This is a genomic window from Methylobacterium sp. CM6244, from assembly GCF_054817885.1.
In genome coordinates, this window is record NZ_CM139247.1 from 4,265,057 (window position 1) to 4,284,698 (window position 19,642).

The 19,642-nt window shown below is 66.1% G+C and carries 20 protein-coding genes; 2 read left to right on the forward strand and 18 right to left on the reverse strand.

Going from position 1 to position 19,642, the window contains the following annotated elements; translation table 11 throughout:
• Window positions 1-279: 279 nt before the first annotated feature.
• Complete coding sequence (locus ACYQML_RS20015) at window positions 280-708, reverse strand: winged helix-turn-helix transcriptional regulator (protein ID WP_026175842.1); 429 nt, start codon at window positions 706-708, stop codon at window positions 280-282.
• Window positions 709-784: 76 nt separating this feature from the next.
• On the opposite strand from ACYQML_RS20015, the gene ACYQML_RS20020 reads away from it, so the two are divergent.
• On the forward strand, window positions 785-1,663 hold the full coding sequence (locus ACYQML_RS20020; protein WP_461233808.1) for an SDR family oxidoreductase: 879 nt from the start codon (window positions 785-787) through the stop codon (window positions 1,661-1,663).
• Window positions 1,664-1,678: 15 nt separating this feature from the next.
• On the opposite strand, the gene ACYQML_RS20025 is transcribed toward ACYQML_RS20020, so the two are convergent.
• The 5 genes from ACYQML_RS20025 to ACYQML_RS20045 all read right to left on the reverse strand — a co-directional run bounded on the left by ACYQML_RS20025 (window position 1,679) and on the right by ACYQML_RS20045 (window position 5,503).
• Window positions 1,679-1,879 (reverse strand): hypothetical protein, encoded by a 201-nt coding sequence (locus ACYQML_RS20025; protein ID WP_461233809.1) that lies wholly within the window; start codon window positions 1,877-1,879, stop codon window positions 1,679-1,681.
• Between the two features lie 440 nt (window positions 1,880-2,319).
• Complete coding sequence (locus ACYQML_RS20030) at window positions 2,320-2,472, reverse strand: hypothetical protein (protein WP_461223138.1); 153 nt, start codon at window positions 2,470-2,472, stop codon at window positions 2,320-2,322.
• On the reverse strand, window positions 2,469-3,572 hold the full coding sequence (locus tag ACYQML_RS20035) for a phytoene/squalene synthase family protein (protein WP_461233810.1): 1,104 nt from the start codon (window positions 3,570-3,572) through the stop codon (window positions 2,469-2,471). Before ACYQML_RS20035 ends, ACYQML_RS20030 begins: the two co-directional genes overlap by 4 nt.
• Window positions 3,553-5,082: a phytoene desaturase gene (locus tag ACYQML_RS20040; protein WP_461233811.1), complete on the reverse strand. Its 1,530-nt coding sequence runs from the start codon at window positions 5,080-5,082 to the stop codon at window positions 3,553-3,555. Before ACYQML_RS20040 ends, ACYQML_RS20035 begins: the two co-directional genes overlap by 20 nt.
• Window positions 5,083-5,239: 157 nt before the next feature.
• A complete protein-coding gene (locus ACYQML_RS20045) occupies window positions 5,240-5,503 on the reverse strand; it encodes a con-10 family general stress protein (protein ID WP_311273842.1) in 264 nt (87 codons plus the stop codon).
• A 276-nt stretch (window positions 5,504-5,779) separates the two neighbouring features.
• Here ACYQML_RS20045 and ACYQML_RS20050 point away from each other — a divergent pair, with 276 nt between their 5' ends.
• Complete coding sequence (locus tag ACYQML_RS20050; RefSeq protein ID WP_461233812.1) at window positions 5,780-7,045, forward strand: cytochrome P450; 1,266 nt, start codon at window positions 5,780-5,782, stop codon at window positions 7,043-7,045.
• 354 nt (window positions 7,046-7,399) lie between these two features.
• Here the strand turns inward: ACYQML_RS20050 and ACYQML_RS20055 are convergent, their stop codons facing one another.
• From ACYQML_RS20055 to puhA, 12 genes are all read right to left on the reverse strand, one after another.
• Entirely contained in the window at window positions 7,400-8,224 is an 825-nt protein-coding gene (locus ACYQML_RS20055) for a UvrD-helicase domain-containing protein (protein WP_461233813.1), read from the reverse strand.
• A complete protein-coding gene (locus tag ACYQML_RS20060; RefSeq protein ID WP_461233814.1) occupies window positions 8,217-9,809 on the reverse strand; it encodes an ATP-dependent nuclease in 1,593 nt (530 codons plus the stop codon). Before ACYQML_RS20060 ends, ACYQML_RS20055 begins: the two co-directional genes overlap by 8 nt.
• Before the next feature lie 231 nt (window positions 9,810-10,040).
• A complete protein-coding gene (gene bchO / locus ACYQML_RS20065; protein ID WP_461233815.1) occupies window positions 10,041-10,958 on the reverse strand; it encodes an alpha/beta fold hydrolase BchO in 918 nt (305 codons plus the stop codon).
• Between the two features lie 11 nt (window positions 10,959-10,969).
• Entirely contained in the window at window positions 10,970-12,721 is a 1,752-nt protein-coding gene (locus ACYQML_RS20070) for a magnesium chelatase subunit D (RefSeq protein WP_461233816.1), read from the reverse strand.
• Window positions 12,718-13,854, reverse strand: a complete 1,137-nt coding sequence (gene bchI, locus ACYQML_RS20075; RefSeq protein WP_461233817.1) for a magnesium chelatase ATPase subunit I — start codon at window positions 13,852-13,854, stop codon at window positions 12,718-12,720. The genes ACYQML_RS20070 and bchI overlap by 4 nt, the downstream gene beginning before the upstream one ends.
• A gap of 200 nt (window positions 13,855-14,054) precedes the next feature.
• Window positions 14,055-15,272: a 5-aminolevulinate synthase gene (hemA, locus tag ACYQML_RS20080; RefSeq protein ID WP_056425295.1), complete on the reverse strand. Its 1,218-nt coding sequence runs from the start codon at window positions 15,270-15,272 to the stop codon at window positions 14,055-14,057.
• A 222-nt stretch (window positions 15,273-15,494) separates the two neighbouring features.
• Window positions 15,495-16,307 (reverse strand): putative photosynthetic complex assembly protein PuhE, encoded by an 813-nt coding sequence (puhE, locus tag ACYQML_RS20085; protein ID WP_056425292.1) that lies wholly within the window; start codon window positions 16,305-16,307, stop codon window positions 15,495-15,497.
• Window position 16,308: 1 nt separating this feature from the next.
• Window positions 16,309-17,346: a magnesium-protoporphyrin IX monomethyl ester (oxidative) cyclase gene (gene acsF, locus ACYQML_RS20090; protein ID WP_461235756.1), complete on the reverse strand. Its 1,038-nt coding sequence runs from the start codon at window positions 17,344-17,346 to the stop codon at window positions 16,309-16,311.
• Between the two features lie 50 nt (window positions 17,347-17,396).
• Complete coding sequence (locus tag ACYQML_RS20095; protein WP_056425285.1) at window positions 17,397-17,696, reverse strand: hypothetical protein; 300 nt, start codon at window positions 17,694-17,696, stop codon at window positions 17,397-17,399.
• On the reverse strand, window positions 17,693-18,166 hold the full coding sequence (gene puhC, locus ACYQML_RS20100; RefSeq protein ID WP_311273849.1) for a photosynthetic complex assembly protein PuhC: 474 nt from the start codon (window positions 18,164-18,166) through the stop codon (window positions 17,693-17,695). Before puhC ends, ACYQML_RS20095 begins: the two co-directional genes overlap by 4 nt.
• An 18-nt stretch (window positions 18,167-18,184) precedes the next feature.
• Window positions 18,185-18,871, reverse strand: a complete 687-nt coding sequence (gene puhB / locus ACYQML_RS20105; protein ID WP_461227678.1) for a photosynthetic complex putative assembly protein PuhB — start codon at window positions 18,869-18,871, stop codon at window positions 18,185-18,187.
• Window positions 18,868-19,641 (reverse strand): photosynthetic reaction center subunit H, encoded by a 774-nt coding sequence (gene puhA / locus ACYQML_RS20110; protein WP_461227679.1) that lies wholly within the window; start codon window positions 19,639-19,641, stop codon window positions 18,868-18,870. Before puhA ends, puhB begins: the two co-directional genes overlap by 4 nt.
• Window position 19,642: the final 1 nt, after the last annotated feature.

A 19,642-nucleotide genomic window follows, 5' to 3' on the forward strand; every position in this document is an offset into this window, starting at 1 on the left:
GGCTTGATGGAACCAAGCGGAGAGAGCGGTTAAGCTAGGTGCATAAGCGCCACCCTATTTGGGCGTATTATGACCTGAACCAATATGAGCGTTTGCGAGATAGAGCGCGCCAGGGCAGCTGACGGCGGTCCTTTGAAAGCGGGTGGAGATGGCAGCCCATGGATGTCTCATGGCGCTGGGGCTAGGTCGCCGACCGTTCCCCTATGTAAAGCGTGCCGAAATTCTCTAAAGGCTATCGGGTTCGGTATAGGTGGCCAACCCCTCCACCCCTCCCCCAACCTAACCCCCATCGAACCGCACCCGTGCCGCCTCGATCTCCGCATGGCTCCGCTCCGCCCAGCGGACGAGGGCCGCCAGGGGCTCCATGAGCGTGCCGCCGAGAGCGGTCAGGCGATACTCCACGCTGGGCGGCTTGGTCGGGTAGACCGTGCGGGCGATGTAGCCGTCGCGTTCGAGGTCGCGCAGGGTCTGGGTCAGCATCCGTTTCGAGAGGTCGGGGATCAGCCGGAGGATCGCGCTGAACCGGTGCGGGCCGCCGGCCAGCGCGGTGAGGATCAGGATCGACCATTTGTCGCCGGTCCGGTCCAGCACGTTGCGGACGGGACAGCGGGAGGCCTCGAATGCCCTCGTCCGCCAGCCCGCGAAGGTCCGCGCCAATTCGGCCTGAGCCGGTGCGGGGGCGGTTCCCTCGGCGTCACCTTGTCCCAAAATCCTGCCTCCTTCACAGCCGATGCGGTCTCACTTAGTTCCCTTGTACCGAAAGTGAACCCTGGGTAAGCCCGCCATGTCCGACACCCCTCATCCGACGATTTTCGTCACCGGCGCCTCCGGTCACTTGGGGCGCCTCGTCATCGCGGCTTTGCTGGAGCGGGTGCCGACCGGCGCCGTCGTGGCGGGTGTGCGATCCCTGGAGAGCGAGGCCGCCCAGGCCCTGCGAGACCGGGGCGTCGCAGTGCGGGTGGCCGATTATGCGCGACCCGAGACCCTGGCCGAGGCCTTCCGGGGCATCGAGCGCCTGCTGCTGATCTCATCGAGCGAAATCGGCCAGCGCGTCGCTCAGCACGAGACCGTCATCGCGGCGGCGACGGCGGCCGGGATCGGCCGACTCGTCTATACCAGCCTCCTGCATGCCGACACCTCGCCGCTCAGCCTCGCCGGGGAGCACCGCGCCACGGAGGCCGCCATCGCGGGCTCAAACCTGCCGGCGACGATCCTGCGGAACGGCTGGTACACCGAGAACTACACCGCCTCGATCCCCGGCGCGCTCGCCGGCGGCGCGTTCCTCGGCAGCGCCGGTGATGGCCGGATCGCCTCGGCCGCGCGGGCCGACTTCGCCGAGGCCGCCGCCCTCGTGCTGGCCGGCGACGGTCATGACGGTCGGACCTACGAACTGGCGGGGGACGAGGCCTACACCTTGGCCGATCTCGCCGCCGAACTCTCGCGCCAGACGGGCCGCGACATCCCCTACCGGGACCTGCCGCAGTCGGACTATGCGTCGCTGCTCAAGGGCTTCGGCCTGCCGGACGTCCTGGCCGATTCCCTCGCCGCGTGGGATGTGGATGCCGCTCACGGCGCCCTGTTCGACGAGGGCCGCCAACTCTCGACGCTCATCGGCCGCCCGACGACGCCATTGTCCGCCAGCATCTCCGCCGCGCTCGGGTGAGGCTGGCGCATCGGATCATGCCGTCTCCGGACGATCCACGCGGTCTCGGGCGGGCGCGGGTCCCCTCTCCTGGAAGGAGAGGGACAGGGTGAGGTGTGTGAGCTTTCCGGAGGGGGACCACACCTCACCCCAGCCCTCTCCTTCCAGGAGAGGGAGCCCGTCGCGCCTGATCTCGACGCTCATCGGCCGCCCGACGACGCCGTTGTCCAGCAGCATCGCCGCCGCGCTCGGGTGAGGCTCAAGCCTCGGATCATGCCATCTCCGGACGATCCATGCGGTCGATTGATTTGGTCTCTCGCAAGCGCGGGTGCCCTCTCCTGGAAGGCAAGGCGATCGCATATGACACCACGCCGTCATTCCGGGTCGCCACAGGCGAGCCCGGACCCGGAGGGCCGCGCCAGAGGCGTGCAATCCAGAGCCGCTGACAGTGTAAAGTCCTGCACCACTTGTGTTTCTGGATCCCGGGCTCCGCTGCGCGGACCCGGGATGACGGGGTGGTGCCAGCGGGTTTCCGACAAGCAAATTGGCATATGCGATAGCCCTCTCCTTCCAAGAGAGGGAGCCCGTCGCGCCTCGAGTCGAAACCTCTTGGAAAGAGCGAACGGCCGTCGAGCGGATGTGTGAATCCGGTAGCCCCAAAGGGGAGAGGAACGCGGTCAGCCGGCGGGATCGTCCGGCGGGCGGCGGGCGGCGTCGTCCCGGTCCTTGGCGATGCTGCGCCGGACGACGATGAGCTGCCACAGGGCCAGCCCCAGCGCGAGGGCGAAGACGAGGCCGATGTCGAAGGCGGCGAAGAGCCGGTCGCTCACGAGGGGGCGGGCGCGCGGCCGAGCGCCTCACGCTCGCGCAGGGTCTCCACCAGGTCGAGCACCTGCGCCACCTGCGCCGGTACGTTCCACCAGGGTGGGATCCGGGGCGCCATCGACGGAAGCGCCGCCACCGCCTCGATCAGGAACAGGATTTCCGGCAGGGGTTTTTCGCGCAAGGCCGCTCGGTCGTCCGTCGAGACCAGGGCGCGGGCGAGGAGCGTGAGTTTCCGCCGTCCGTCCACGCGGGCGCGGCGGGAGACCGAATCGTAGCCGGCCCGCTCCACCTCGCGGCCGATCTCGGCATAGATCAGCCGCGCCGCGCGGATCGCCGGGCGGCAGGCGGGGGGCAGGCCCGCGATGCCGGATTCCGAGCGCGCATAGAGAAGCTCGGCGGCTGCGAGGAGGCGCGCTATGATCCCGCCGAGGGCGGGCGTGAAGGCGGGTGCGCAGAGGAACGCGTCCGGGTCGATCCCCTCCTCCCTCAGCCAGGATTGCGGCAGGTAGAGCCGGCCGGCCCGCGCATCCTCGCCAACATCGCGGGCGATGTTGGTGAATTGCATGGCGATGCCGAGGTCGCAGGCGCGGGCCAGCACGTCGGGGTCGCGCACGCCCATGACCAGGGTCATCATCGCGCCGACCGACGCGGCCACCCGCGCCGCATAGGCGGTGAGGTCGGCAAGCGTCTCGTAGCGGCGGCCGCCGGCGTCCCAGGCGAGGCCCTCGATCAAAGCGGCGGGCAGAGCCTGGGGGATGGCGTGGACGGAGACGATGTCGGCCAGCGCCCGGTCCGCCGGGGCGTCGCAGGGGCGTCCGTCATAGGCGCGGTCGAGGCGCATCCGCAGCCGCGCCACGGCAGGGCGGCGCCCGCTCTCGGCCACGTCATCCACTGCGTCGTCGGAGAGGCGGCAGAAGGCGTAGAGCCCGTAGGCTGGCCGGCGGATGGAGGGCGGCAGCAGGGCGGAGGCGGCAAAGAAGCTGCGCGACCCGGTGCGGATCGCCGCCCGGCAGGCGGCATGGTCGGCCGCATCCGCATGGGGGATCGCCCAGAGGGGCGGCCGGGAATAGTCAAGCCGAGACAAGTCAGGCGAAGACGCGCGCATCCGGCACCACGGTATCGAGAATTCGGGCGGAGGAGAGGACGCCGGGCAGGCCGGCGCCGGGATGGGTGCCGGCTCCCACGAGGTAGAGCCGCGCCACGTCCTCGGAGGCGTTGTGCGGCCGGAACCAGGCAGACTGGGTCAGCACCGGTTCGAGGCCGAAGCCCGAGCCGCGAAAGCTCAGGAAATCGGCCGCGAAATCCCCCGGATGCGTCACCTTGGAGGTGACGATGCTCTCCGACAGGCCCGGCATCACGGTGGCCTCGAGATGCTGCGCGATGGCGCGGCGATAGGGCTCCGCCTCTGCCATCCAATCCTGGCCGCCGGCGAGGTTGGGCACCGGGGAGAGCACGTAGAACGCATCGCAGCCCGGCGGCGCCAGGAGCGGATCGGTGGCGGTGGGGCGGTGCAGGTAGAGGCTGAAATCCTTCGACAGGACCTTACGCCGGAAGATGTCGTCGATGAGCCCGCGATAACGCGGCCCCATCAGGATGGTGTGGTGGGCGATGTCCGGGAAGGTCCGGTTCGTGCCGAAATACCAGACGAACAGGCCCATGGAGGAATGCGACCGGTCGAGCCGCCGGTCGGTCCAGCGCCGCCGCACCCCCTCGGGCAGCAGCTGGCGGTGGGTGAAGGCGGAATCGGCGTTGGAGACGACGATGTCGGCGGCGATGCGCTCGCCCGAGGTGAGGGCGACGCCGGTGGCGGCCCCGTCTTCCACCAGGATGCGCGAGACCTCCGCGCCGCAGCGGAGCGACCCGCCCTGCCCCCGGATCAGCCCGGCGAGCCCGTCCACCAGACGGCCGGTGCCGCCCAGCGCGAAATGCACGCCCCAGCGCCGTTCGAGATGGGCGATGAGGCAGTAGATCGCGCTCGCCCGGAACGGGCTGCCGCCGATGAGGAGCGGGTGGAAGCTGAAGATCGTCCGCAGGCGCTCGTCACGGATGTGGCTCGCCACCACGTCGTAGACGCTGCGGTGCCCGCCGAGACGCACGAGATCGGGCATGATCCGCAGCATGTCCGAGACCGACCTGAAGGGCACGTGGCCGAGCCGCTCGAACCCGACCTCGCAGATCGCCCGCGAGCGCTCCATGAAGCGTTCGTAGCCGGCCACGTCCCCGGGCGAGAACCGCGCCACCTCTTCGCGCATGGCGGAAAGATCGCCGCTGTAATCGAAGGTCGCGCCGTCCTCGAAGCGGATGCGGTAGAACGGCAGCATCGGCGCCAGGACGACATCGTCCTCCATGCGCCGCCCGCACAGGGTCCAGAGTTCCTCGAACAGGAAGGGCGCAGTGACGATGGTCGGCCCGGCATCGAAGGTGAAGCCGTCCTGGCGATGCACCCGCGCCCGCCCGCCGGGCTGGTCCAGCCGCTCCAGCACCGTGACGCGGTAGCCCCGCGCCCCGAGGCGGATGGCAGCGGCGAGCCCTCCGAAGCCGCTGCCGATCACCACCGCATGGGGGCGTTTGGCCGGCCGGGTCGAGGACATCGGCACATCGCTGAGTGTCAACATAAGATGACACTATCAGCCGAAAAATCACCGACGCAAGCGCTGATTCACCGACGCAGCGTGATCGCCCGCGACGGAAAGGTGCCGGCGGCAGTCAGAAGACATGCGCGCGGGGACCGAGGGGCATCGCCCCCCGGTCCCGCGACGCGTCGCGTGCGTCCTAGCCGCGGCCGCCGTGGCTCGCTTCGCCGCCCTTCTTGCCCGCTTCCGAAGCGCGCTGAGGGTCGTTGGCGAAGTTGCCGCCGCTCTGCTGGCCGCCCTTCGAGCCGGCTTCCGAGGCGCGCTGGGGGTCGTTGGCGAAGTTGCCGCCGCTGGCCTGACCGCCCTTCGAGCCGGCCTCCGAGGCGCGCTCACGATCCTCGGCGAAGTTGCCCGAACCGCCGCGATGCTCCGACTTGCCCTGCGTGTCGTTGGATTGAGACATGCTGTCCTCCGTTACGTTGGGGAGTGGACCCGATCAACCAGCAGCCGAAAGCATGGTTCCGAGAAAGGCGGGATTAAAAAGCCATTATACAAGGATAGCATCCGGTTTAACCAAGGTTTTTAACCTGGCTTATGCCTATGTTTGTTTCGAGAAAGGGTCGCTATAGCCTGGCGGGGCTCTACGTTTGGTTGAAGGCGGAGGGTGAACCGCGCGGCCTCGCGGAGGTTGACCCGGCTCGGACGAGGCATTCCGCGAGGTTTTCGAGAAAGGTCGGCCATGAACGGACACAGGCGAAACCGCTCGGCGATTCCCCGGGAGCGTGCGCCGGACAGCACCCTGTCGCTGCTCTCGGAAGGCTATGCCTTCATCCCGAACCGCTGCCGACGCCACGGATCGGAGCTGTTCGCGGCGCGGCTGATGCTCAGTCCGGTGGTCTGCCTGTCCGGCCGGGAGGCGGCGTCACGCTTCTACGACCATTATCGCTTCACCCGCCGCCACGCGCTTCCGCCCACCACCTTCGCGCTGATCCAGGACCATGGCAGCGTGATGGTGATGGACGGCGAGGCCCATCGCCACCGCAAGGCGATGTTCCTGTCGCTGTTGGGGGAGGACGTCCTCCGGCGCTTCGCCGATCTGTTCACCGAACACTGGCGCCAAGCCGTGCCGCGCTGGGCGGCGAAGGACAGCGTGGTGCTCCTCGACGAGGCGCACCGCGTCATCACGCTGGCGGTGTGCGACTGGGTCGGTTTTCCGCTGGCCTCGGACGAGGTCGATGCGCGGACGGCCGAGTTCGCCGCCATGGTCGACGGCACGGGCGCCATCGGCCCGCGCAATTGGCGGGGGCATCTCCTCCGCGCCCGCACCGAACGCTGGGCGCGGGCACGGATCGAGGAGATCCGCAGCGGCCGCAGCGAGGTACCGCCCGGACCCGCCCGGACCGTCGCCACCCATCGCGACGCCGAGGGCCGCCTCCTCGATGGAAAGACGGCCGGCGTGGAGCTCATCAACCTGCTGCGCCCCACGGTGGCGAATGCGCGCTACGTCGTGTTCGCCGCCATGGCGCTCCACGAGAACCCGCATTGGGCCAAGGCCCTCCGCGCGGCGGACGCGGACACGCGCCAGCGTTTCGCCTGGGAGGTGCGCCGCGCCTATCCTTTCATTCCCTTCATCGGCGGGCGGGTCCGCGAGCCGTTCGAGTGGCGCGGCCATGCGTTCGAGACCGGCGATTGGGCGCTCATGGACCTCTATGGCACCAATCACGATCCGGGCCGCTGGCACGCGCCGGAGCGCTTCGACCCGGACCGGTTCCGCACCGAGACCATCGATCCGTTCGACCTGATCTCCCATGGCGGCGGCTCGGCCACGGACGGGCACCGCTGCCCCGGCGAGGGCCTCACGCAGACCCTGCTCGTCACCGCCGCCCATCTCCTGGCAACGTCGATGCGCTACGAACTCCCCCCTCAGGACCTCACCCTCGACCTCGCCTACATCCCCGCCCGCCCCCGGAGCGGATGCGTTTTGCGTGGGGTGCGGGCTGTTTGAGGTTTTTGAGGGCTTCGAAGAGGAAGGGCGCGGTCATTAAGGTAAAGCCGTCCTGGCGATGCACCCGCGCCCGTCCGCCCGCCGGTTTCTAATGACTACGACAGCGCTAGATCTTATTGAGGCGTATTATTTCTTTCAGGGCGTAATCTCCCTCGTGGACAAACGTTACCGAGTGGCGGGCGCGTGTGACACCGACATAAAGTTTAGATACAGAGCCTTCAATGTGCTTGTAGTCGCCTGATCTTAGCCACTTCTGCCCTAGTTTATGCAAAAATATAAGAACTCGATCAAAAGTCATTCCTTTAGAGTCGCCAAAGTTAAAAGCAGAATAATTATTGCAATCTGTCCTTCGGTCTAGCCGTAAGACCTGGGGCCGAAACGATCCATGTAAGGCTCCACAAGCCCCTTACCGATGATGAAGACTCCATCATGTCCAGTGTCCTTATCGTTCATTGAGATCGTCGTCGGCTCGTCAGGAAAGAAGGTGTCAGCTAAGTTTGCAATCAATTGATGGCAACGATGGGTCTCTCGCTCAAAGCATAGCTTGCACAGTTTCGCCTTCTCCCAAGCTTTAAACTTATCGACTATTTTGATGCCTCGAAAGTTCTTGTTCTTTAATGAGTGGTTGGTGCTGAATGTCGCCTGCCGATGTTCGCCGACTAAAACGATATCGATCCCTGATCGCAGCAGCAGTTCGAGAAGATCTAAATCCCACCCAGCCATATCTTGAATTTCGTCAATGTAGATCACAGAAAATCGCTGTGCCAGCCGCGCAATTACGGCTCCGACAGAAACATCGTTTAGCAGCAGCACAAACTCGGAGATTTTGTCGGAGTATATCAGTCTGCCGCCATCTGAAAAGAAGTAGCGGTATGTATCAGATTTTTTTGCATAAGGCGCCGACTTGCCCTCGACATAGTGAAGGCCGGTAATCCGCCGCTTCACCAAACTGAGTTGATAAGGCCGGACTAGCTCGTGAAGCAAAAATCGATACCACGACCAAATCTCAACATGGGCGGGTAAAGCTGTCCCAATTTCGTAGAAGCGGCTGCGCAGCTGCTCTAAGTTGTTGATGGTATAAGTGACTAGCGCTGCTCGCCGTGGATCGGCCGCAGCGCGTTTGACGATCCGGGTGGTCTTACCCCCTCCGGCAGCCGCGACGATGACTTCGTTAGGCAATGGCCGCCTCGATATAATCGGGGGCGGTCCAGGCTTCCTTAGTATTGAAGAATGCCAGCGCCACCTCGGTTTTGTTTGCCAACATATAATTTAGAAGCTCGTCGTCACTTTCATAATCCTTTCCCAGTATAGCGTTGATCTTAGGTCGATCGTTGAACTTCAATAGTTGAGGTTCCAGCGTCTTGGCAAATATATCAGTGTCATAATTTATAGAAATGCCTGGCTTTCCGATGTAGTCTTTATACTTGTGTCTTATTGCATCAACGTTCCCGTCGTTATCGGTGACGACATCAACCTTACGCCCAAGCAGTTGCGAAATTTCAAGGAAGCGTTTGAAAGCCAAAGAGCTAACGGTGATCACATCGACGCCTTTGGCGAGTGGCATAACACCGTGCCGTTCAACAAATGCACGCTGCACAATAAGCTCATCAGAGGGCCCCTCAACCAGGATCGCCCTTTCCGTAAGAATTAGCCGCAGGGTGTCGTGCCCTGGCAGTTTCAAGAAATAATCGCGGGTGTCGGGAGTTAGATCCTTTAAGGTAATGCTTTTGGTGCGACCGAAGAGCAGGACGCCTTCCACGCCTAGCTTGTTCAAAACGAAGCTACTATGAGTTGTAATGATCAGCTGTCGGCTGCCCCGTTTTGTGGATATGTGCTCAGTTAAGGCATTAAGGTTGGAATGGGAAAGGTGATTTTCTGGCTCTTCGACCAGAACTAAGTGAGAATCTGAAGAAGTTTCAAGGGCTAGTTTAATCTTTACACTGTTTTGCTCTCCCTTGCCTACGAGAGTCATTGGGACTTCGTTCAATTGAGGCATCACTCCGGCTTCCCAACTCGTCCGAGATGATGTATCGAGGGACACTGTCAGGAGCTTGTCTGAGATCGTGCCCTTCTTAGTCGCTAGCACCTTGTTTATCGCCTCAACCCGTACCTCTTGGAGGAACTGGTCTTTCATCATTCGATAGGCCAAGGCCAAGTCAACCTGTTGTTTGCGGCTCAGACTGTCTTTCATAATATCAATGACATAGCGGCTAGCAGCTGAGTTATTGCGGATGGTGCTTGCATCAATGAAGCTTGGTTTGATAGGGATTGATCGTGCGGTGATATCCTTATCGGAAAACCCACGCCACCGAACGGCATAGTATTCGATTGGTAAGGTTCGGATTGACTCAGGGTCGGCTACGTAGGCTCCGTATTCCTCAGCATAGTTTTCGTCGAACTCGATAAGCATCTTGATTCCAGGACAGTTTTCTTTTGCTGAATTGTTGGTGCCTTTGAGGTGGACAAGATCGGGATGTTCGGCGAGATAAAGCTCGATCAGAGCGTGTGGCGGCGGGGCCGGTTTTCCGCCCTTCAACTTCATGATGAATTCGCCAACAGCTGTGAGATTGAACAGATGCGGGTGTATTTCTGTTTGAATAGGTCTTCCATTAATATAACCGCTCAGCGCTAGATGTATGGCCTCTAGAAGAGTTGATTTTCCACATTCATTATTTCCAACAACGATATTAAGTTGGTCGTTCAAAACCGTAGTGCAATGCCGCAGGCATCGATAGTTCTCAATAAATACCTTTTTAATAAACACTCAAATCTCCCGCGAAGCGTTCGGCGGTTCTTGCTCAGACTCCTTATGGCAGACATCCTACTCAGAGTGGTAACACCTTGAAGTTTCTGGTGCGCTGAGTAGGCCAGTGGCTTTGGGCTAGGCGCGGCTTCAAAACACGTGCCTTATTCGGCCTCAAAAGTAGGCTGAAGCAAAAGGTGCGTAAGAGTGTTGGTTAAGAAGTTCCTTGAGTGAGCGTTCACCAACCCGTCCTCACGGCAATACGCTAGTTCCAACCCCCTCCCCCACCGCCAAATCCATCGCCCCAAAAATCACCTCCGCCACCTTCTCCGGTGCTTCCTCATGCGCGAGGTGGCCGAGGCCGCGCATCAACTCTACGCGGGCGTGGGGCAGGCGCTTCTTCAGGGCGAAGGCGGTGTCGGGGGAGATGGCCTTGTCCTCGCTGCCGACCACGAGGAGCGTCGGGGTGGCGAGGCGGGGGATCGCGCGGTCGAGGGTGGCGAGGTCCCAGTTCGCCATCATGCCGAGCGCCCCGGCCACGTGGCCGGGTGTGCGGAACAGGCGTCGGTAAAGATCGAGCCCCTTTGCGTCGAGGCGCGAGCCGGTGCCGCGAATCAGGCGCTCCACCGCCGGGCGGTCGGCGGTCCAGGCGAAGAGTTTGGGGGTGACCGGGTTGAGGAAGAGCAGCCGCGCCATGCTGGGGAACAGCACCGAGGCGAGGCCGGGAAACGGCGTGAGCGCGCCGTTGAGCGCCACCAGGAGATCGGGCGCGATCCGCCCGTCGAGGCAGAGCCGGACCAGGAGCGCCGCCCCCGCCGAATGGCCGACGACGAGGCTCGGGCGGAGGTCGAGGCTGTCGAGGAGGTCGCCCAGTGCGCTCGCCATCCCCGGCAGGGAAAGCCGCGCGGCGGGGAGCGGGTCGGTGAAGCCGTGGCCCGGCAGGTCCGGGGCAATGATTCGGAACCGCGTCGCCAGGAGCGGCATCAGCCCACGCCAGGAATGGGTGGCGGCCCCCGTGCCGTGGAGCAGCAGCACGGTCGGGGCCCCGTCCTCCCCCATCTCCTGGATGTGCCACGAGAGGCCGGAGGCCGTGACGAAGCGGCTCGCCTCCCGGTGCGGCCAGTCGGCGCCCTCGCTCTCCCAGCGGGGTCGTTCGGCGGGCGCGCGCATGCTGGAACCCTTTATTCCCTCGCCGACCGGATCGCGGCGCTCATCGCCCCCGCATCGGCATGGGGCAGGGGCAGATAGCGCGCCCCCATGGCGGCGGCGAGGCGGCGCGCCGAATCCTGCGGCCTTTGGGCCGTGTCGATCAGGATGGCGCGGACATCCGCCTCGCGGAAAAGGCGGGCGGCCTTGAGCGAATCCTCGCCCGCGCGCTCCCGCCCGGCGATCCCCGACCGGGCGACGTTGGCCCGTCCATCGGTGAGCATCACCACCACCGGCGTCCCGCCGCCGCGCCGGACCCCGAGGGCCACCTTTCCGGCGGCGTCGATGCCGGCGGCGAGCGGCGTCCCGCCGCCTCCGGGCAGGGCGGCGAGCCCGCGCCGCGCCCGCACCAGGGAGCGCGTCGGCGCGAGGACCAGCTCCGCGCCGGCCCCCCGGAACGCCACCAGGGCGACCTTGTCCCGCCGCGTATAGGCCTCGGCGAGGAGGAGCTCGACGGCCCCCTTGGCCTCGGCCAGCCGTTCCAGGGCGGAGGAGCCGGAGGCGTCCACGGTGAAGATCGTGGTGGTCTCGGTCCGCTGCCGGAATCGGGTGATTCGGATGTCGTCGAGGCGGATCATGAGACAGGTGCCGCCCCCCTCCGCTCGCCGGCGGAGTCCCTGCCAGGGGGAAGCGGCGCGCAAGGTCGCGATGAGATCGAGCCGGGCCCTTCGCGGATCGCCCGGCCGCGCGCCCATGGGGCGGCCGGAACGGGCGGAGACGGCCTTCGCCCCGGCCTTGCCGGCCTTCGGCATTCGCAGGCGCGGGCCGTCCCGCATCAGCATCGCCAGCAGCCCGGCAGGAATCGCGGCGCGGGCGGCCTCGACGATGCGGTCCTCGCCCGCCTGCCCCGTGCCCTCCTCCGGGTCGGGGCCGGGGGGCGCCTGTTCGGGGGGAGATGGCTCGCCCTCCTCCGGCTCCTCCCCGGGGGCCGACTCGTGTTCCGGCAGGCGGGTGGCGCGGTGGCCGAGGACGAGGCGCGCGGCCTCCCGCGCATCCGCCTCGGCGGTCTCGGCGCGCCCGTCGAGCCGGGCGAGGAGGCGGGCCACCCGGAGGGCGAGGAGCGGCGCGCGTAAGGAGTCGATGCCGAGCCGGGCCGCGACCTCGCTCAGCTCCGCGACGGGATCGTGGCCGCTCCGCGCACCGCCATGCGGCGGCTGGTCGGATTCCGGCGAAAGGCCGTCGCATGGCGGTCGAAGCACCCCTCGCATGGCGCTCGGCGGCACGGTCGTGAGGTCGATATGGAAGGCCAGCCGATCGGTCAGGGAGGCCGGGGCGGCCTCGTCCTCGCCGATCCCCTCGTCGAGGAGGACGAGCCCGAACCGCGCCGGCCGGGTCTCCGCCAGCCCGTCCCGCTCCACCCTCAGACGCCCGGTATCGAGGGCGGCGGCGAGATGCGCGGCGGTGCCCTGCCCCATCCGCTCGGCCATCGCGGCGACGAGAAGTCCCCCATCGGCCTCGGCCAGCAGCCCGGCCTGGGCCACCGGCCGCCCTGCGACAAGCGTCGCCGCGAGGTCGAGCCCGCCGATCAACCGATCCTCGGCGATCCCCGCCGGCATCCTCCGTAACGGCTTGCCGGGGTTGAGGTTTTCGCGAAGGATCTCAAGCCAGCGGTCGCGCACCGGGCCGGCCCCGGCACGCACCACTACGCCGCCGCAGCCATGCGGGTCGGCGGCCACGAGCCGGGCGACACGCAGGGCCTCGGCCCAGATCGCCGGGCTCTCGCTCACGAGCCCAGCACCTCCTCCACCGCCCTCGCGACGCGGGCGGTGGAGCCGGATTCGTCGAGCGGGTTGCGGCGCAGGCGGTGGCGCAAGGCCGACGGCGCGACCTGCCGGAGATGCTCGATTCCCACGGTCTCGGCCCCCTCATAGGCGGCCAACGCCCGAGCGGTGCGCATCAAAGTCAGCTCGCCGCGCAGGCCGTCGGTGCCCAGGGCGAGGCAGAGCCGGGCCGCGGCCTCCAGGGTCGCGTCGGGAACGTCGAGCCCGGGAAGGCGCGCCCTGGCGGCGGTCAGGCGCTTCTGCAGCGCCCGGTCGGCCTTGGCATAGCTGGCGCAGAACCCCGCGGGGTCGCGCTCATAGGCGTCGCGCCGGCGCACCACGTCGATGCGGGTGGGCAGGTCCGTCGGCGTCGTCACCTCCACGGCGAGGCCGAACCGGTCGAGGAGCTGGGGCCGCAGCTCCCCCTCCTCCGGGTTGCCGCTGCCCACCAGAACGAACCTCGCCGGGTGCCGGACGCTCAACCCCTCGCGCTCCACGGTGTTGATCCCGGAGGCCGCCACGTCGAGGAGGAGATCGACGAGGTGATCGTCGAGGAGGTTGACCTCGTCGATGTAGAGGAAGCCGCGATTGGCGCGGGCCAGCAGCCCCGGCTCGAACGCCTTCTCGCCACGGGTGAGCGCTCTCTCCAAGTCGAGCGCGCCCACCACCCGGTCCTCGGTGGCGCCCAGCGGCAGGTCCACCACCGGCACCGGCGCGAGGTGGCTTCGTCTCGCGTCGGCGCGGCCGGAACAATGCGGGCATTCGCCGGCGGGTTTGGCGGGATCGCAGGAATAGGGACAGCCGATCACCGCCTTCATCGGCGGCAGCAGGGCGGCGAGGCCCCGGATCGCGGTGGACTTGCCGGTGCCCCGATCGCCGAAGACGAGGACGCCGCCCACGGAAGGGTCCACCGCCGCGATCATCAGGGCTCGCCGCATCTCGTCCTGGCCGACGATGGCGGAGAACGGGAAGGTGACGGGCCGGGCCGTGAAGGAGGGCTCCGGGTCGCCTCGGGGCTTCCGGAGGGCCTCGTCGAGGCCCGCTCTGCGCTCCGGCGCCTCGGGACGAGAGCGAGGATGGGAGGCTGATCCAGGAGACACCGTTCGGGTCGTTCCATTCAGGACCATAGGCCGTCTCCCGGTGTCTCGACATGATGTGCGCCTCTCCCTCTCCCCTCTGCGGGAGAGGGTGGCCCGCGAAGCGGGTCGGGAGAGGGGAGCGCCGGTTCCGGAGAGGTCGACCCCTCTCCCGCCTGCTCCGCAGGCACCCTCCCCCGCGGAGGGGGGGAGGGTTCTTGCCTTCACTCCGCCGCCGCCTGCTCCACGCCCATCCGCGTCCAGATCGCCGCCAGCGCTCCCACCAGATGGTCGATATCGGCGTCCGAATGCAGTGGCGACGGGGTGATGCGCAGGCGCTCCGTCCCGCGCGGCACTGTGGGGTAGTTGATCGGCTGGACGTAGATGCCGAACTCGTCGAGCAGCGTGTCGCTGATCGCCTTGCACAGGACGGGGTCGCCGACCATCACGGGCACGATGTGGCTGTCGTTGGGGAGGTAGGGGATGCCGGCGGCGTCGAGCCGGGTCCGGACCCTGGCGACGCGTTCCTGGTGGCGCTCGCGCTCGCTGCCGCTGGCCTTGAGATGGCGGATGCTCGCCGCCGCGCCAGCGGCCACCGCCGGGGGCAACGAGGTGGTGAAGATGAAGCCCGAGGCGAAGCTGCGGACGAAGTCGCAGAGCTTGGCCGAGCCGGTGATGTAGCCGCCATGCACCGCGAAGGCCTTGCCGAGCGTCCCCTCGATGACGTCGAGGCGGTGGGCGAGGCCCTCCCGCTCGGAGATGCCGCCGCCGCGCGGGCCGTAGAGGCCGACCGCGTGGACCTCGTCCAGATAGGTGAGCGCGCCGTGGGCTTCGGCGACGTCGCAGATCTCGGCGATGGGCGCGATGTCACCGTCCATGGAATAGACCGACTCGAAGGCCACCAGCTTCGGCCGCGCCGGGTCGATCATCCGCAGCTTGCGGTCGAGGTCCTCCGGGTCGTTGTGGCGGAAGATGTGCCGCTCGGCGCGGGAGGCCTTGATGCCTTCGATCATCGAGGCATGGTTCTCGGCATCCGACAGCACGACGCAGCCCGGCAGCTTGCCGGCCAGCGTGCCCAGCGCCGCCCAGTTCGAGACGTAGCCGGAGGTGAAGAGCAGGGCCGCCTCCTTGCGGTGGAGGTCGGCGAGCTCCTGCTCCAGAAGCACGTGGTAATGGTTAGTGCCGGAAATGTTGCGGGTACCGCCGGCCCCGGCGCCGCAGCGGTCGAGCGCCTCGTGCATGGCGTCGAGCACGACAGGGTTCTGGCCCATCCCAAGATAGTCGTTGGAGCACCAGACCGTCACCGGGCGCTCGCCGCCGGGGCTGTGATGAGTTGCGTGGGGGAAGCGGCCGTTCTGGCGCTCGAGATCGGTGAAGACGCGGTAGCGGCCCTCGCGGTGGAGACCGGCCAACTCGTTCCCGAAGAATGTCTCGTAGTTCATGGCGTCCCTTTCCCCAACGAGCGGCGACCTGTCTGAACGAGCGACGCCTTGCCTTGTCCCGGCAGCTTTTTTGACCACCGAGTGCATGAGTGTGTCAACTAAACTTGACGCTTTTGGACGACAATAAATTACCCAGTAGATCGGCGCGGCGTGTTTCCGCCGACCCGTCCGATATGGAAGCGCGCGGTCACAGCTTGGATCAGGGAAGGCGGATCGAGGGGATCAGGCACGGTCGCGGGGATGCACCGGCGCTGGTTCGGCGCGCAGGGACGGCCTCTTGCCCGAGGGCAGGCTCCAGCTCCAAAGGGCGGCGGAGGGCAGCGGCAGCATCAGGAACCCGTGTTCCAGGGTGGCGAGCGCCAGCATGGTGGTCAGAATGGTCAGGCCCACGACATCGTGTGGCAGTGCCTGTTCGTCGATGGCGGCCAGCCCGATCGCCAACGTCAGCGCCGTCCCGACGGCGACCGAGACCGGGAACAGCATGTTCATCGGCTTCCTGGTGAGGAAGCACGAGAGGTAGCTGAGATGCTCGGGGAGAAACTCGGTATTGAGGTTGCGCACGCCCAGGAACATGTTGAGCCGGGCCGAGAGGTTCATTCCCCAGAGGGTGAGATAGGTCCACAGGGCGAAACGGTTTGGCTCGCCCCAGATGAGGGCGAGGATGGCCGCTCCCCCGGCGACGATCGCCGCCTCGTGCCACAGGCTCGTGGCCACCGCCGCCCGAAATCGAGCGAGGCCTCGCGTGCCCGGTGCGCATCCGACGGCACGCGGGCCGGACACGAAGCCCATGTAATAGCTCATCTCCTGCCAGCCCCAGACCAGCAGCGCTCCGGTGAAAGCGATATAGGCTCCCGCCTCGCTCGTGTCGCCGGCGCTTCGGGCGATGGCCCAGACGGCGCCGGCCAGCACCAGGGTCGCTCCCGCCATGCTCCAGGCATGGGTGTGCCGGGGTTTGAGGTCGAGAAGCAGGATCAGTCCGGTGGAGAACCACCAGACCACGATCGCGTAGAGCGCGGGGACCGCATAGGCACCCACGCTACCAGACCGGCTCGAGTCGGATCTCGGCCGGCATCGGGTTGTCGATGGTCGGCAGGGCATAGAGCCGGACGAAGTTGACCGCCGAGGCCGCGATCCAGGCACTCTGTTTGAGCCTCCCCACGATCCCGCCCTGCGCCTTGGCGTCGGCGAGCCTGGTCGAACAGACGAGGAGCCGGTCGAGGGCCGCCTTGAACTTCGGATTGTCGAGGTCGAGTGTGAGCGGGAAGGTCTGTTTCGAGATGTCGGAGGTGATCCGGAACACCTTGAAGTCGTAATCGGTCGGATCGACCCCGAGCGCCTTGTGGAAATGCGGCCGGCAATGGTCGCGCACATACATGGTGGCGAAGACGGCGAGCAGGAAGAACTTGATCCAGTAGCGGTTGATGCCGGTAGTCAGCTTCGGGTTGGCGCGCATGAGCAGGGCGAAGGCCTCGCCGTGACGGAACTCGTCGTTGCACCACTTCTCGAACCATTTGAAGATCGGGTGGAAACGTCTTTCCGGGTTGCGTTCCAGTTCGCGGAAGATGGTGATGTAGCGAGCGTAGCCGATCTTCTCGGAGAGATAGGTGGCGTAGAAGATGAACTTCGGCCGGAAGAACGTGTATTTCTTCGATTTGGTCAGAAATCCCAGATCGACGCCGATGCCGAAATCCTTGAGCACGTCGTTGATGAAGCCGGCGTGGCGGGCTTCGTCCCGGCTCATGAAGCCGAACAGTTCGCGGATGTCTGGGTTCTTGGCGCGCTTCCTCATCTCCGCATAGAGCACGCAGCCGGAGAACTCGGCGGTGATCGAGGAGACGAGGAAATCCATGAATTCCTTGCGCAGGTCCGGGTCGAGGCCGGACATGTCGAGGTCGAACTCCTCGTTGCGAGTGAAGTGGCGCTTGTTCGGGTCGGCGCGGAACTCCGCGATCAGGATGTCCCATTGCTTACGCACGGGCTCGACATCGGTGCGGTCGAGTTCCTCGAAATCGGTGGTGTAGAAGCGGGGTGAAAGGAAGGTCGTCTCCTGGGCGGCCTTTGTGCCCTCGTTCATGGGTAGCTTCGGCGTGACGCCCTTCGGGCCTTGGTGCTGGATCGAGACGTTCACAGGCGCCTCCTCTCTGAGAAGCTGACTTCGTAGAGTTCGGTGAGCTCGAAATGGCCGGCGAATTTGGTCCAGAGCCGCTCCAGGATGCCGGCACGGGTGATCGTGGCGGTGCGGCGGACCACAAGGCGCTCGCCATAGGGAACGGAGGTGGGTGCGTCGTGGACCTGAACCTCGTCTCCCGGTTCGATCTCGAACGTGGCGTCCAGGGTCACGTGGGCGTGGAGGGTCTCGGGGGTCTGCTCGATCTCGACGGTGCAGGGCACCTCGACGATCCGCTGTCCGAACCACGCACTCATCGCACCGCTCCGCTGTCGGCGAGTCTCGTATCTGCGAGGAGCCTGATGAAGGCCGCGAAGTTCGACGGGCCGAAGGCGCCGAGATTGACCACGCGTCCGGTGGACGGGTCGGAGAGTTCGAGACCGCCATCGGCGAAGCGCGTCAGGCGGAAGGGCTGGTCTCGGGTGAGGCCGGCGCGGAGCCTCGCCTGACCGAAGCCCCGAAGGGTGGCACGGACGAAATTGTCCTCTCCGGGTTCGACGGTGGCGATGACGGCCCGGTTCTCTGCATCCCTAATGACGATGGCACCGTCGGAGCGGTCTTCCGGCCTCAGATCGACGGTTCGGACAGCTCTGGTCGGCGGCATGTGCGAGAGGCCGATCCCCTCGCTCCGGCCAATGCCCGTCACGACGATGACGAACCCCATCAGCCCGAGCGATCCAATGACCAGCGGTCGCGGAATCCGGGCGGCATCAGCCTTCGCCGTCATCGCGTCTCCTCCCTTCATTCAACTCGCGTTGGCGAGGCGCGGAGGACGTACCTGCCGTTTCCGCGCGACCACGATAGGAGCCGCAGTTTCCTCTGTTGTGTCAAGTGCAGTTGACAGGGCCTGGGCGAGGATTTCGGCTGCCTGCTTTGCCTCCGGCACCGATCGCATCATCGGTTCAGGTCGTAAAAGAGCCCATGGCCGGGCGTGAGGCCAAAGATGAAGGTAGGCGACGCGGTTGCCGGCCCGCAGCCGTAAAGGCAGATCACCACTGCCATCTGTAAAAACCTTGCAGCCGGCGCCCTCGATCAGGGTGAAAGGCAGGTTGAGGGTCATCGGCAGGGCAATACCGAGCCGCATCACCACCCGGCGATTGGTGATCGTGTAGGTGGTCGAGCGGGCGGAGAGCCAGCCGAGCAGGCCGAGCAGGACCAGCGCTCCGCTGCCGACGGCGAGTGTCGGCCCGGCCACCAGCGCGGCCTCGGTGAAGCTGCCTTCGGCGATGGGCGGGATCGCCGCCCAGAGGGCCAGTCCGACGAACCAGAGGCCGACGAGGCGGATATGCAGGGCCCGGGCGGCGATGCCGAAGCCGCAGGGGCGGCCCTGCCAGAGGATATGCTCACCGGGCGGCAGCGGTGCTGGCAAGCCGGGCGGAGCGTCGAAGGCGTTGGCGGGAACGCCGGGGCGGTGTCTCGCGGCGCGGCTCACAGGAACGGCTCCTGGCGATCGGCGGTGGCGTAGAGGGTGCCGGCACCGAAATAGGCCATGATCCGCTCCTCTTCGTAGAGGGTCACCGAATCCGGGTCCTTCTGGCCGGGGATGTCCGCGAATTGATGGGCCAGTAGCGCCTCGGTCTTCACGGTGCGAGTGAACCGGCCCGTCCGGCAGAAGGTGTTGGGCATCAGCACCCGGCGCCCGCCCCCGGCGAGCTCGACCTCGACATAGCGGACCATCGACTCTCCGCGATCGATCCAGAGGTCGCTGACGATGCCCGCCACCTTCCGGTCGGCCCCGAACACGGTCATGCCGATCGGGTTGGGACCATCCTCGTGCACCACGAAATGCTCGGCGACGCGTAAGGGGACGATGCGCTTCTCGTCGTCCCAGGTCCGGTCGTGATGGTCGTCGCGGTCGACATAGGAGCCGGGGCCGATCTGGTCGTGAAGCCCGTCGCCATCCGGTTCCATCGGGGCGCCGGGCCAGACCTCGCGCTTGTGGCCGCTGTAGTTCCGGGCGGGCTGCATGTCGGTCTGCGGCGCGGTCTTCACCAGGCCGTTCGAGAGCAGGAACTGCTTCGGGCTCGGGATCAGGATCGGGTCCGGCCGCTTCAGGCGTCCGGCCACTTCGTTCTCCAGCGGATAGCCTTCGCGCCGGTCTTCCCGCCGAAGATAGAAGACGAGGCCGGCGAAGAAGATCCAGAATGCGTAGAGCACGACCTGGGCGACGTCGATGTAACCCGTGATTTCACCTCGTTGCATG

What these genes read in the sequence shown, in the direction of transcription:
- ACYQML_RS20020 (WP_461233808.1), top strand. Translation starts at nt 785, where the DNA reads ATGTCCGACACCCCTCATCCGACGATTTTCGTCACCGGCGCCTCCGGT.
- ACYQML_RS20025 (WP_461233809.1), bottom strand. Translation starts at nt 1,879, where the DNA reads ATGCTGCTGGACAACGGCGTCGTCGGGCGGCCGATGAGCGTCGAGATC.
- ACYQML_RS20035 (WP_461233810.1), bottom strand. Translation starts at nt 3,572, where the DNA reads ATGCGCGCGTCTTCGCCTGACTTGTCTCGGCTTGACTATTCCCGGCCG.
- ACYQML_RS20040 (WP_461233811.1), bottom strand. Translation starts at nt 5,082, where the DNA reads ATGTTGACACTCAGCGATGTGCCGATGTCCTCGACCCGGCCGGCCAAA.
- ACYQML_RS20045 (WP_311273842.1), bottom strand. Translation starts at nt 5,503, where the DNA reads ATGTCTCAATCCAACGACACGCAGGGCAAGTCGGAGCATCGCGGCGGT.
- ACYQML_RS20050 (WP_461233812.1), top strand. Translation starts at nt 5,780, where the DNA reads ATGAACGGACACAGGCGAAACCGCTCGGCGATTCCCCGGGAGCGTGCG.
- bchO (WP_461233815.1), bottom strand. Translation starts at nt 10,958, where the DNA reads ATGCGCGCGCCCGCCGAACGACCCCGCTGGGAGAGCGAGGGCGCCGAC.
- hemA (WP_056425295.1), bottom strand. Translation starts at nt 15,272, where the DNA reads ATGAACTACGAGACATTCTTCGGGAACGAGTTGGCCGGTCTCCACCGC.
- acsF (WP_461235756.1), bottom strand. Translation starts at nt 17,346, where the DNA reads ATGAACGAGGGCACAAAGGCCGCCCAGGAGACGACCTTCCTTTCACCC.
- ACYQML_RS20095 (WP_056425285.1), bottom strand. Translation starts at nt 17,696, where the DNA reads ATGAGTGCGTGGTTCGGACAGCGGATCGTCGAGGTGCCCTGCACCGTC.
- puhC (WP_311273849.1), bottom strand. Translation starts at nt 18,166, where the DNA reads ATGACGGCGAAGGCTGATGCCGCCCGGATTCCGCGACCGCTGGTCATT.
- puhA (WP_461227679.1), bottom strand. Translation starts at nt 19,641, where the DNA reads ATGCAACGAGGTGAAATCACGGGTTACATCGACGTCGCCCAGGTCGTG.